Origin of the sequence: Halomarina salina (assembly GCF_023074835.1) — an archaeon.
Lineage (GTDB): Archaea > Halobacteriota > Halobacteria > Halobacteriales > Haloarculaceae > Halomarina > Halomarina salina.
The window spans coordinates 278,373-290,558 of record NZ_JALLGW010000002.1 but is presented as its reverse complement, the minus strand read 5'-3'; the positions used below and the strand labels follow the sequence as shown (position 1 = coordinate 290,558).

Here is a 12,186-nt window from a genome sequence, read left to right as displayed (position 1 = left end):
AAGTACGTCCCGGAACTGCAAACCTCGAAAACGTTGTTTACTGTTGCGTTCCCGCGGGAACCGGCCGTTACGGACCGCCTCCGGATTCAGTCGTCCTGCTCGGGCGCGGCGTCGTCGGGTGCGGCGTCGTCCGGCGTCTGGCCCTCGAACGCCTCCATGTCGGTGTACTGGTCGCGCAGGTCCTTCTTCGAGAACTTGCCCGTCGCGGTCTTGGGCACCTCGTCGATGAACACGACGTCGTCGGGGAGCCACCACTTCGGGTACTCCTCGCGGAGCAGGTCCAGCACGCCGTCCGGGAGGGCGTCCCGGTCGGCCCCTTCGGTCGGCACGACGAACGCGACGGGACGCTCCTGCCACCGTTCGTGAGGGACGCCGATGACCGTCGCCTCCGCGACGTCGTCGTGGGCCATGATGGCGTTCTCCAGTTCGACGCTCGATATCCACTCGCCGCCGGACTTGATGACGTCCTTCGACCGGTCGACGATCTTCAGGTAGCCCTCTTCGTCGACGGTGACCACGTCACCTGTGCGAAGCCAGCCGTCCTCGAAGTCCTCCTCGTTCGCCTCGGGGCGCTTGAAGTACTCCGTCGTCACGGACGGGCCGCGGACGAGCAGTTCCCCGAACGCCTCGCCGTCCCAGGGTATCTCCTCGCCGTCGTCGTCGAGCACCCTGAACTCCAGGCCGGGGACGATGAGCCCCTGCTTCACGCGGTGGTTCAACTGCGTCTCGTAGTCGGCGTCCTCGAGGTCCGCCTTGACGTGCGAGACGCTCCCGATGGGGGCCATCTCGGTCATCCCCCACGCGTGGAGCACCTCGACGCCGCGCTCGTCGAACCACTGTATCATCGACTTCGGCGCAGCAGAGCCGCCGACGATGACGGTGTCGAGCGTCGAGAGGTCCACCTCGTTGTCCTTGCAGTAGTCCATGAGGCCGAGCCACACCGTCGGGACGCCCGCCGTGATGGTGACGCCCTCCTCCTCGATGAGGCCGGCGAGCGCCTCCGGCGTCGGCGAGGGGCCGGGGAACACCTGTTTCGAGCCACCCGCCGTCGCGGTGAACGGCATCCCCCAGGCGTTGACGTGGAACATCGGGACGACGGGCATCACCACGTCGTCGTCTGCCATCGGGATGCCCTGGGGCGAGAGCGTCTCCATCGTGTGCGCCCACAGCATCTTCTGGGTGTACTCGACGCCCTTCGGTCGGCCCGTCGTCCCCGAGGTGTAGCACATCCCCGCCGGCTGGTCCTCGTTCACGTCCGGCCAGTCGTACTCCGTCGAGTGGCCGTCGATGAACTCCTCGTACCCGACGGCGTCGAGGTCCGTCTCCGGGACCTCGCCCATCACGACGTACTGCTTCACCTGGTCGAACTCCGGCGACTGGACGGCCAGTTCGAGCGCCTCCAGCAGCGACGGGTCGACGAACAGCACCTCGTCCTCCGCGTTCCCGACGATGTACCGGATGTGCTCGGCCGGGAGCAGCGGGTTGATGGTGTGAAGCTGTGCCCCCATCGACGGCGCGGCGAAGTACGTCTCGAAGTGCAGGTGGTGGTTCCAGCAGAACGTCCCCACCCGGTCGCCCTCCTCGATACCGAGGTCGTCGAGCGCGTTCGCCAACTGGCGGACCCGGTCGCCGTACTCGGCGTAGTCGTACCGGACGATGCCGTCCGCCGTCCGGGAGACGATCTCTCGGTCGGGGTAGAGTCGCTCGGCGCGCCACAGGAACGGTCGAAGCGTGAGGTCGGTCCCTCCTGGCATAGGGGGACAGTCGCCGCCTCGCCACCTAACTGTTGGCACCGGTTCTCAACGACGGTAACTTACTGCAATCCCCTCGCCGACCGGAATCAACGCCGTCTCGAACGCGTCGTCCGCGCGGACCGTGTGGAGGTAGTCGGCGACGCCCTCGGTCGCCGCGTTCGTCTCCACGTCCTCGCCCGCGACGAGTTCGACCAGCGCGTCGAAGTCGATGGGACCGGCGGTCATCGCGTTGTCGGCGACGACGACGCCGCCCGGTGCGACCTTCTCCCGGACCGCCTCGAACGCCTCGGCGTAGCGCTCCTTCTCGCTGTCGACGAGCACCACGTCGAACGGGCCGTCGTAGCGCTCCAGCGTGTCGAACGCGTCGCCCTCCTCGACGACTGTCCGGTCGTCGTACCCCCCGCGGGCGAGGTAGTCGCGCGCTCGCTCGCAGTTCTCCGCGTCGAACTCACAGCAGACGATTTCGCCGTCCTCGGGAATCGCCCCGGCGAACCAGTACGCCGAGTAGCCGAACCCGGACCCGAACTCGAACACCAGCTCCGCGTCGACCATCGTCGCGAGCACCTGGAGCCACCCGCCGACGGCCGGCCCGACCGTCGGGAAGCCGGTCTTCTCGGCGTAGGCGTCCATCTCGGCGACCACGGCGTCGCCGCTCGGCCCGACGAGTCGGGCGAACCGTTCGACCTGTTCCGGTACGACGTCGGTCATAGGTGGGGGCTCGATTCGCGAGCGGAAAACCGTACCTCCCGCGGTGCGGCCGCGAGCCGAGCGCTGGAGTCTCCAGCGATAGCACGTTCGTGCATACTCTCTACAGAATTCGTCCTCGGCAGTGCACGTCGATGGATTTAACTCGTCGCTCCGGGAGCCTCCGGTAGCCAATGTCAGGGGCCGACTCTTCGGACGGCGAGCGTCCCAGCGGAGACGCGGACGAACGTGCCGGTGGGCACGCGGACGACTCGCTCGTCACGTACGGTATCGAGGACAAACCGCCGCTCCCGACCGCACTCCTCCTCGGCGGCCAGCACTACCTCACGATGGTCGGCGCGAACATCGCCGTCCCGCTCATCCTCGCGGGCGTCCTCGGCTTCGCGGACCGACCCGCCATCCTCGGGAAGTTCGTCGGGACGTTCTTCGTTGTCTCCGGGGTCGCCACGCTCGCCCAGACGACGCTCGGCAACCGCTACCCTATCGTCCAGGGCGCACCCTTCTCGCTGCTCACGCCCGCCATCGCCGTCGTCGGGGCGGCACCGGTCGTCGGTGGGCTCCCGGACTGGCAGTCGAAACTGCTCTTCCTGCAGGGGGCCATCGTCGCCGCGGCGCTGGCGGAGGTGGCCATCGGCTACCTCGGCGTCGTCGGTCGGCTCCGGCGGTACCTCTCGCCGCTCGTCGTCGCGCCCGTCATCGCGCTCATCGGCCTCTCGCTGTTCAGCGCGCCACAGATCGTCGACGTGAGCTCGACCGTCGAGGGGGCACAGCAGAACTGGTGGCTGCTCCTCCTCACGCTCGGTCTCATCGTCCTGTTCTCGCAGTACCTCGGCGACCGCCACCGCACGTTCGACCTGTTCCCCGTCCTGCTGGGCGTCCTCGGCGCGTGGGTCGTCGCGGGACTCCTCTCGGCGACCGGGTTCTACACCCCCAGCTCGCTCGGTTACGTGGACCTCGCGGCCGTCACCGAGGGCCAACTCGTCTACGCCATCCACCCGCTCCAGTACGGCGTGCCGCGCTTCGAGACGTCGTTCGCCATCGGGATGTTCGCGGGCGTCATCGCCTCCATCGTCGAGAGCTTCGCCGACTACCACGCCGTCGCCCGACTGTCGGGCGTCGGCGCGCCCAACGAACAGCGCATCAACAACGGCATCGGGATGGAGGGGCTGATGACCGCGTTCGCGGGGCTGATGGGCGCGTGTGGCTGTACCTCCTACTCGGAGAACGTCGGTGCCATCGGCATCACCGGCGTCGCCTCGCGGTTCGTCGTGCAGGTCGGCGCGGTGGTGATGCTCGTCGTCGGCTTCTTCGGGCCGTTCGGGCGACTCGTCGCCACCATCCCCGACCCCATCGTCGGGGGACTGTTCGTCGCCATGTTCGGGCAGATAGTCGCCGTCGGCCTCTCGAACCTGAAGTACGTCGACCTCGACTCCTCGCGGAACCTGTTCGTCCTCGGGACGGCCATCTTCGTCGGGCTCGCGATTCCGGAGTACATGGCCATCGCTGGCCGCGACGCGTTCGTCGCCGGACTGGCGGGCGTTCCGATGGTCGGCGACGTCCTGGCGACGTCCGCCGTCGGCGGGACGCTGTTCGTCGTCGGCTCGACCGGTATGGCCGTCGGTGGCATCGTCGCACTGTTCTTCGACAACACCATCCCCGGCACGCCCGAGGAGCGCGGCATCACGGCGTGGGAGGCGCTCGCCGAGGGCGAGGACGACTTCCGCTCACCGCTGGACCGACTGCGCGACCGGGGCGGCGACTCGACGACGCGGGCCGACTGAGGTCCCGCGACAGTCGCTCCCGAACGACTTTCCTCGCTCTCGACCGACCATCGGTCATGACCGTCCTGCTCACCGGCTACGAACCGTTCGGCGAGTTCGCGGAGAACCCCAGCGAACAGGTGACCCGCCGCCTCGACGGGACCGAGGTGGCCGGCGAGGAACTCGTCGGGAGCGTCCTGCCGGTCGAGTTCGATGGAGTGGGCGACCGTCTCGGCGAGCGAATCGACCGCCACGAGCCGTCGGTCGTCCTCTCCACCGGGCTCGCTGGCTGGGCGACGGCGATTCGCCTCGAACGGGTCGGCGTCAACGTCGCCGACGCCGCGGGCACGCCCGACAACGCCGAGGGGACCCACTGGACGAGCGCATCGACCCCTCGGGGGCGGACGCACACCTCTCGACGCTCCCGCTCGTTCGGACCGTCGAGCACCTCCACGAACGCGGTATCCCGGCCCGCGTCTCGAACACCGCGGGGACGCACCTCTGTAACGACGCGCTCTACTCGACGCTCGCGCACCTGCGGGCGACGGGCCGGGATATCCCCGCCGGGTTCGTCCACCTCCTGCCGACACCCGCCATCGCGGTCCGGACGGCCGAACACCCCGAACGCGGCGGGTCGGTCCCGGCGAGCATGGACCTCGACCTGCAGGCCGAGGCGGTCAGGCAGGTGGTCGCAGTCGCTCTGGAGACGGTGTAGCGTTCGGTCGGGCGACGAAATACGTTCCACAGAACAACCGGTTCGACGGCGCTGGCGGCCGTCACACCGCGTTCGTCGTCACTCCTCTCTCCACTTGATGGAACAGCCACGCGAGGGCATGAACTCCAGGTCGACGTCCTCGCCCGCGAGAATGCTGTCGATCGCCTGCCGGACGTAGAACTCGGTCGGTTCCTCGTCGGGGTTCATCGCGTCGTCGAGACGGCCGTGGTACGACAGCAGGAACCGCGGTTCGTCGGCGCTCCCCTCGTTGCGGAACAGGAACGGGTCGGGAGTGCAGACGGCACCGTACTCGCGGGCCACCTCTTGCGTCTCGTCGCGGAGGTAGGCGTCGTAGGCGATAGTGCCGTCCCGGACGAGTTCGGTCATCCGGTCGAACGAGTCGTCGGGGTACTCTTCGGCGTCGTTGGGGTTGATACCGACGACGGCCACCTCGTCGTACTCCGCGGCGAGGTCGTTGAGGAGGGCGAACTTCGCCTCCGCGTAGGGGCAGTGGTTGCAGGTGAACACCAGCAACAGCGCCTCGTACTCGCCGAAGTCGTCGAGCGAGTAGGTGGATCCGTCGGTCGCGGGGAGGTCGAACGACGGGGCAGGGTCGTCGCGCGCTAACGTCTGCTCCGATTCGGTAGCGACCATGGCCGACGGTTCGGGGCCGTCCCGGATGTGTGTTACCCCGTGTATCGCCAGCCGACGCGAGACTATCGCTGGCGGACGATCTACTCGAAAATAGCGACGGCAGAATTCAGCTGGCAGTCTCGGTCGCTCTCGACGCCCGCAGACGTCGATAGCGGTTCAGTCCGCGGCGAGGGGGGTGTCGCCGCCGTCGAGGTCGTCGCTCGGGTCCACGTCGCGTGGCTGGACACGGGCGGCCATCTCGTCGGCGGACATTCCGGCCTGTCCCGCGGCCTGTTCGAGCGTCAGCGTTCCGGCCTCGTAGAGTGCTGTGGCCGTCTCGACTGCGTGGCTTCGCATACCTCCACCATCCGACTAAAGACCTATAATAGTATCGTGAGATTAATTCTCATGGTATGGATATAAGGTCGGTTCTCCCGATTGTTCACACTTTATCATGACCTAGGGGTCGGTGACGAGGCGTGGGTGGAGATATCACGGGTTGAGAAGCCTTTTTCCTGCAGTCCTCCGCGTACCGAGTATGGAGCGTAGCGAACTGCTCGACCTGTTGCGCGACGACGCTCGCACCCCAGTCACCGACCTCGCCCGGATGCTCGACACCGACGAGGAGACCGTGCAGGCGGAACTCGACGCACTGGAGGCCGAGGGTGCGGTCCGGGGCTATCGCGCCGTCCTCGACCCCGACCGGGTCGACGACGAACGGGTCGAGGCCGTGGTCGAACTCGACGTGACGCTCGACCGCGAGACGGGGTACGAGGACATCGCGCGCCGTCTCGTGAAGTTCGACGAAGTGCGCGGCCTGCGCCTGGTCAGCGGCGACTACGACTTCGCGGTCGACGTCGAGTCGGACTCGATGCGCGCCGTCTCCCGGTTCGTCAGCGACCAGATAGCGCCCGTCCCCGAGGTGACCAAGACGGTGACCCACTTCGTGATGCAGACGTACAAGGAGGCCGGCATCCCGTTCGAGGACGGCGAGGACGACGACCGTCTCTCGGTCACCCCATGAGCGAGTTCAGCGTCTCCGAGCGCGTCGCCTCGGTCCCGCCGTCGGGTATCCGACGGTTCTTCGAACTCGCCGAGGAGCGCGACGACGTGGTGTCGCTGGGCGTCGGCGAACCCGACTTCACCGCACCGTGGCGCGCCCGACAGGCCGCCATCGACTCGCTCGAACGCGGCCGGACCTCCTACACCGCCAACCGCGGCAAGCGCGAACTCCGAGAGGAGATAGCCGACTACGTCGAGCGGTACGACCTGTCGTACGACGCCGACGAGGAGATCGTCGTCACCTCGGGGGCGAGCGAGGCCATCGACCTCGCGTTCCGGGCGCTCTGTGACCCCGGCGACGGCGTCGCGGTCGTCCAGCCGTCGTACGTCTCGTACGTGCCGGGGGTCACCTTCGCCGGTGCGGAGCCGATTCCGGTCCCGACGCGCGCCGAAGACGGGTTCGAACTCACCCTCGAGGTGCTCCGCGAGTCGGGCGCGGCGGACGCCGAGATGCTCGTCCTCTGCTACCCGAACAACCCGACGGGGGCGACGATGGACCGCGCGGGCCTCAAAGCCGTCGCCGAGTTCGCCCGCGAGAACGACCTGACGGTGCTCTCCGACGAGATCTACGCCGAACTCACTTACGAGGGCGAGCACGTCTCCATCGCCTCGCTGCCCGAGATGCGCGAACGGACCATCGTCTTCAACGGCTTCTCGAAGGCGTACGCGATGACGGGGCTCCGACTGGGCTACGCGTGCGGACCGGCGGACGCCATCGGCGCGATGAACCGGGTCCACCAGTACACGATGCTGTCGGCACCGACCACCGCACAGTTCGCGGCACTGACCGCCCTCCGGGAGTGCGGGGAGGAGGTGTCGTCGATGCGCGCGCAGTACGACCGTCGCCGACGGTTCGTCCTCGCGCGGTTCCGCGAGATGGGCATCGACTGTCCGGAGGCGACCGGTGCGTTCTACCTCTTCCCGGAAGCTCCCGGCGGCGACGCAGAGGCGTTCGCGGAAGCGCTCCTCGACGCGGAAGGCGTCGCGATGGTGCCGGGCGGCGCGTTCGGTGCCGGTGGCGCGGGCCACCTCCGTGTGTCGTACGCGACGGGGATGGACGACCTCCGGACCGCGATGGACCGACTCGAACGGTTCTTAGGTGACTAGGCTGCAGTTGAGCGGTTTAGCTCTCTCCTTCGGATAGTTATTACTCCGAGACGTTTTGATAAATAGACGCAAACCTTTTTGTGGGGCAAACGTATCGAAAATCATGGCTATCAAGGACGCCCTACCGGGCACCGGCGATGACGCACAGACAGAATCGTCGGATGAGGCGTCCGTCACGGATGAAGTCTCGGTGACTGTCGGCGAGTACTCATGGGAGGATTACAAACGGGAGTACTACTTCGACGACGAAGGGAACCCGCCACTAGATGATGGAGAGCGGGTCATCCCCTTCGACAAAGAGGAAGCCCTCGGTTTCAACCCTGAGGTCCTCGGGTCGATGCTGGCACACGGAGAGTCCGCGGCGGAACTCATGCTCAATCGTGAAAGCGAACGCTGTGTCCGAATCAATGAGGAACTCGACGAGGACGAGTTCTTCTCGACGGTTGAGGGACACACGACGGTCTCGAATCGCTATGACCTCGAAAAGTCCGTTCCTCAGGAGAAGAAATCACACTTCGAGGAGATCGATCGCTACTGGGTGAACAAACCCCATGCGTTCGTCGTCATCTTCCACTCGGACAAGGAGAACGAACAGAAGTACTATGCGATCGAACCGCACCTCACGGACATCGAAGAGGATCTGATGGAGTTCCTCTCGGGGAAACTCAAGACGGCGATCAAATACTCGTCAGACGAGGTCATCGTTCAGGGAAGCGAGGAATCGCGAGCGAGTGTTATCGAGCGTGAAACCAAGCGACTGCTTGACCGGTATGACCTGTTCGACGGTGATATCGCTGCCTTCGCGTCTGATGAACCCGCCAGCGAAGAGGAGGGGTTCGTCGCACAGCTTAAGGAAATATTCGGGTTCGAACAGGAGCACGTCGTCCACACTGGGGAACTCGGCGGCATCGCTGCTCGCCCGGAGCCGGCGCTCCTCGAAGAGGACTCGCCGACGCTCACCGAGTATCAGGTTGAGAAGTTACTGTACTACCTTCGCCGTGACTTCGTCGGCTTCGAGCGCATCGACCCCATCAAACACGACATCAACGTGGAGGACGTCTCGTGTGACGGGTATGAATCACCTGTCTTCGTCTACCACGCCGACCACGAGCAGATCATCTCGAACGTCTACCACGGGACGACGGAACTCGACGACTTCGTCGTCAAGATGGCCCAGCGCTCCGGGAAGGGCATCTCGAAACGCCAGCCACAGGTGGACTGTACGCTCCCTGACGGGTCACGTGCACAGTTGACCCTCGGCAAGGAGGTGTCCGACCACGGGACGAACTACACCATCCGGCAGTTCAAGGACGTCCCGTTCACGCCCATCGACCTCATCAACTGGAACACCTTCTCGCTCGAGGAAATGGCGTACCTCTGGCTCTGCATTGAGAACAACAAATCGCTCATCTTCGCGGGCGGGACGGCGTCGGGGAAAACCACCTCGCTCAACGCCGTCTCGCTGTTCATCCCCTCGAAGTCGAAAATCGTCTCTATCGAGGACACACGCGAGGTCGAGTTGCCACAGCGCAACTGGATCGCCAGCGTTACGCGCCCGTCGTTCTCCGACGACGGGAAGGGCGACGTCGATGAGTTCGACCTGCTCGAAGCCGCACTCCGACAGCGCCCCGAGTACATCGTCATGGGTGAGATCCGTGGGGAGGAGGGTCGCACGCTGTTCCAGGTCATGTCGACCGGGCACACGACGCTGACGACGTTCCACGCCGACTCCGTCGGGGAGGTCATCAAGCGATTCACGACCGAACCAATCAACGTCTCAAAGACGATGTTCACAGCGCTCGACCTCGTCTCCATCCAGACGTCGACCCGCGTCAACGGCAACAAGGTCCGCCGAAACAAGTCGCTCACCGAGATCAACCGCTACGACCCGGAGAACGACGAGATCAACGTCCAGGACGTCTACCAGTGGCAGGCCGAAACGGACGAGTACCTCAAGATGGGCCAGTCGAACACCATCGAGGAGATCAAGTTCGACCGCGGGTGGAACCAGGACAAACTGGAGGACGAACTCTTCAAGCGGAAAATCGTTCTCGCGTATCTCATCGAGGCCCGCTTAAACACCTACACGCAGGTGGCGGCGACGCTCCAGGCGTTCATCAACGACCCGAGTACCATCTTGAAACTCATCGCAAACGGCGATCTCGAAGAGAGTCTCGTCGACCTGCGTGAGATGGAGTCGGTCAGCATCGACATCGACCCCGACAAAGAGGAGATGGTCCCCCGACCCGACCCGACGCTGGAGGTACTCTCGGAAGCAGAGGAGATACTCACACAAGGCACCTCAATGCTCAAGGAGTACAGCGGCGAGGAGGTCACGCCAGATGAGTTCGCTGAGGCACTGGCGGGGGTGGACGAGAACGAAGGCTTCGGCGGATTCCGCACGATGGGTGATTCGGAATGAGCACTGAAGCTGCTGGCGGGCAGTTCAGCACAGACAGCATTAGCGATGCGTTCTACCCACTCTATCGATACCTGTTTGACGAGGACGGCGATTTCACCGCGTCAATCGAGACGAAACTCGCGCAGGCACGGATGCCACAGACAGTCGAGATGTACCTCTCGCGGGCGCTCGCTGTCGGTGTACTGTGTGGGCTCGTTCTCTGGATCGTTGGGACGCTTGGTGTCTACATGGTGTTTCAGCTGTTCGTCCAGGGGACGCCGACGCTACTCGGACTCCCGTTGGAGGGACAGGCACTCGCCTTCGTTCAGGCTATCAAGATACCGGCACTCATCCTCATCGGCGGGCTAGTGTTTGGTGCCATCGGGTTCAGTCTCGGATTCGGCACCCTGCTCAGCGTGCCGTACTTCAAGGCAGGCGAACGAAAACGCGAAATCAACGTTCTGCTCTCGGACGCGACGTCGTTCATGTATGCGCTCTCCGTGGGTGGGCTCAATCAACTCGAGATTCTCGAAGCCATCGCGATGGCCGACGACACCTACGGCGAGGTCTCCAAGGAGTTCCAGTCGATCATCCGCGAGACCCAGTATTTCGATACGGATTACCGGACTGCTATTCAGAACCAGTCTACACGCACGCCGAGCGACGAGTTCTCGCAGTTCCTCACCGACATGCTCTCGATTGTCAACTCTGGGGGAAACATGACGAAATTCCTCGAAGACCAGAAGGACAAGCAGATGCGGACCTCGAAGCAGGAACAGGAGACTGTCTTGGAAACACTCGAACTGTTCGGGGAGATGTTCATGACACTGTCGCTGTTCCCGCTCCTCTTGCTCATCATCCTCGTCATCATGTCGATGATGGGCCAGTCACAGGATACACTGCTATACGCGACAGTCTACGGTCTCATTCCCCTCGTTGGGGGTGGGTTCTTGGTCATGATCTCGACCGTAGTGCAGGACGAAGTCGGGGAAGGCTATCTCCACAAACAGCGTGGGGACTCTTCGACCTCTGAGAGCCTCTTCAGTCTCGGTCTCGTCGAGCAGTTCACGGGATCATACAGCGTCTTCCACCGTATCAAGGGTCGTGAGGGGACTTATGAGACCATCCAGATGCTCAAGCGCCCGCATCTCTTTTTCCGAGATCACCCACTCATGGTGTTGTGTATCACCATACCGATGACGCTCGTCTTTATGGCGTTCTCAGTACTCGGTGGGTGGGCACCTCTCTCACTCGAGGCGATGAAAGAAGCTCCGGTACGAGGAACTTTCTTCTGGCTCTACCTCCCGCTGTATATCAATGGCATCCCATTAACAGCGTTCTATGAGTGGAATATCCGACACCGGCGGAGTATCGTCGGGAAACTCTCAGAAAACCTCCGGAAGCTCTCCTCGGCCAACGATACCGGGATGACGCTACTCGAATCGATCAAGTCCGTTTCGCAGACATCCAGTGGGCGGCTCGCTGATGAGTTCGAGACGATGCACGCGAAGGTCAACTACGGAACGAGTCTGAAAGACGCGCTCTACGAATTCAACAACAAATATCATATGCCTCGCCTGGCACGAACGGTGAAGCTCATCGCGAAGGCACAGGAAGCATCGAGTCAGATCACAGCCGTTTTGACGACCGCCGCACAGGCGTCTGAGAACCAGGACGACATCGCTCGAGACCGAAAGTCCCGCACCCGGATGCAGGTCGTCATTATCATCATGACGTTCCTGACACTGCTAGCAGTCATGGCCATTCTCAAGGTAAAATTCCTTGGCGTGATGGCTGGTCTCGCCGAGTCATCGGCTGGAAGTGGTGGGTCCCAGGCAGCCGGTTCTGGTGGGGTTGGAGGCGGTGGTGGCTTCGCGAACAACGTCGACGTTCCGCTGTTGGACATGCTGTTCTTCCACGCGGTGACGTTTCAGGCGATCGTCTCGGGCATCGTCGCAGGGTACATCCGTGATGTGAGCATCCTCGCTGGGATGAAGTTCATCGTTATCCTGCCGACGTTCGCGTTAATCGTGTTCATGGTGATCTGAG

At 63.9% G+C, this 12,186-nt stretch carries 9 protein-coding genes and 1 pseudogene; 6 read left to right on the top strand and 4 right to left on the bottom strand.

Annotation, left to right across the window (positions count from 1 at the left end; all coding sequences use genetic code 11):
- Positions 1-86: 86 nt before the first annotated feature.
- Both MX571_RS17250 and MX571_RS17245 read right to left on the bottom strand, forming a co-directional pair.
- The gene (locus MX571_RS17250) at positions 87-1,754 is read right to left on the bottom strand and encodes a long-chain fatty acid--CoA ligase (protein ID WP_247419038.1); all 1,668 of its coding nucleotides are present in this window, start codon (positions 1,752-1,754) and stop codon (positions 87-89) included.
- A gap of 45 nt (positions 1,755-1,799) precedes the next feature.
- Complete coding sequence (locus MX571_RS17245; RefSeq protein ID WP_247419036.1) at positions 1,800-2,462, bottom strand: O-methyltransferase; 663 nt, start codon at positions 2,460-2,462, stop codon at positions 1,800-1,802.
- A gap of 170 nt (positions 2,463-2,632) precedes the next feature.
- Here MX571_RS17245 and MX571_RS17240 point away from each other — a divergent pair, with 170 nt between their 5' ends.
- Together MX571_RS17240 and MX571_RS22795 are read left to right on the top strand one after the other, a co-directional pair.
- A complete protein-coding gene (locus MX571_RS17240) occupies positions 2,633-4,240 on the top strand; it encodes a uracil-xanthine permease family protein (protein WP_247419034.1) in 1,608 nt (535 codons plus the stop codon).
- 56 nt (positions 4,241-4,296) lie between these two features.
- A pseudogene (locus MX571_RS22795) lies at positions 4,297-4,934 on the top strand (pyroglutamyl-peptidase I).
- A gap of 78 nt (positions 4,935-5,012) precedes the next feature.
- On the opposite strand, the gene MX571_RS17225 reads toward MX571_RS22795, so the two are convergent.
- Both MX571_RS17225 and MX571_RS17220 read right to left on the bottom strand, forming a co-directional pair.
- Positions 5,013-5,588 carry a thioredoxin family protein gene (locus MX571_RS17225; protein ID WP_247419032.1) on the bottom strand — a complete coding sequence of 192 codons (576 nt, stop codon included), beginning with the start codon at positions 5,586-5,588 and terminating at the stop codon, positions 5,013-5,015.
- Positions 5,589-5,744: 156 nt separating this feature from the next.
- Positions 5,745-5,924, bottom strand: coding sequence for a DUF7317 family protein (locus MX571_RS17220; protein ID WP_247419030.1), 180 nt, complete (start codon positions 5,922-5,924; stop codon positions 5,745-5,747).
- Positions 5,925-6,105: 181 nt separating this feature from the next.
- On the opposite strand from MX571_RS17220, the gene MX571_RS17215 reads away from it, so the two are divergent.
- The 4 genes from MX571_RS17215 to MX571_RS17200 all read left to right on the top strand — a co-directional run bounded on the left by MX571_RS17215 (position 6,106) and on the right by MX571_RS17200 (position 12,185).
- A complete protein-coding gene (locus MX571_RS17215; RefSeq protein WP_247419028.1) occupies positions 6,106-6,591 on the top strand; it encodes an Lrp/AsnC family transcriptional regulator in 486 nt (161 codons plus the stop codon).
- The gene (locus tag MX571_RS17210) at positions 6,588-7,736 is read left to right on the top strand and encodes a pyridoxal phosphate-dependent aminotransferase (RefSeq protein ID WP_247419026.1); all 1,149 of its coding nucleotides are present in this window, start codon (positions 6,588-6,590) and stop codon (positions 7,734-7,736) included. Before MX571_RS17215 ends, MX571_RS17210 begins: the two co-directional genes overlap by 4 nt.
- A 103-nt stretch (positions 7,737-7,839) precedes the next feature.
- Positions 7,840-10,158, top strand: coding sequence for a type II/IV secretion system ATPase subunit (locus MX571_RS17205; RefSeq protein ID WP_247419015.1), 2,319 nt, complete (start codon positions 7,840-7,842; stop codon positions 10,156-10,158).
- Complete coding sequence (locus MX571_RS17200) at positions 10,155-12,185, top strand: type II secretion system F family protein (RefSeq protein WP_247419013.1); 2,031 nt, start codon at positions 10,155-10,157, stop codon at positions 12,183-12,185. Before MX571_RS17205 ends, MX571_RS17200 begins: the two co-directional genes overlap by 4 nt.
- The last annotated feature ends 1 nt before the right edge of the window (position 12,186 follow it).

Bases quoted from the DNA above. Each gene is read 5' to 3' on its own strand.
- MX571_RS17250 (WP_247419038.1), bottom strand. From the start codon at position 1,754: ATGCCAGGAGGGACCGACCTCACGCTTCGACCGTTCCTGTGGCGCGCC.
- MX571_RS17245 (WP_247419036.1), bottom strand. From the start codon at position 2,462: ATGACCGACGTCGTACCGGAACAGGTCGAACGGTTCGCCCGACTCGTC.
- MX571_RS17240 (WP_247419034.1), top strand. From the start codon at position 2,633: ATGTCAGGGGCCGACTCTTCGGACGGCGAGCGTCCCAGCGGAGACGCG.
- MX571_RS17225 (WP_247419032.1), bottom strand. From the start codon at position 5,588: ATGGTCGCTACCGAATCGGAGCAGACGTTAGCGCGCGACGACCCTGCC.
- MX571_RS17220 (WP_247419030.1), bottom strand. From the start codon at position 5,924: ATGCGAAGCCACGCAGTCGAGACGGCCACAGCACTCTACGAGGCCGGA.
- MX571_RS17215 (WP_247419028.1), top strand. From the start codon at position 6,106: ATGGAGCGTAGCGAACTGCTCGACCTGTTGCGCGACGACGCTCGCACC.
- MX571_RS17210 (WP_247419026.1), top strand. From the start codon at position 6,588: ATGAGCGAGTTCAGCGTCTCCGAGCGCGTCGCCTCGGTCCCGCCGTCG.
- MX571_RS17205 (WP_247419015.1), top strand. From the start codon at position 7,840: ATGGCTATCAAGGACGCCCTACCGGGCACCGGCGATGACGCACAGACA.
- MX571_RS17200 (WP_247419013.1), top strand. From the start codon at position 10,155: ATGAGCACTGAAGCTGCTGGCGGGCAGTTCAGCACAGACAGCATTAGC.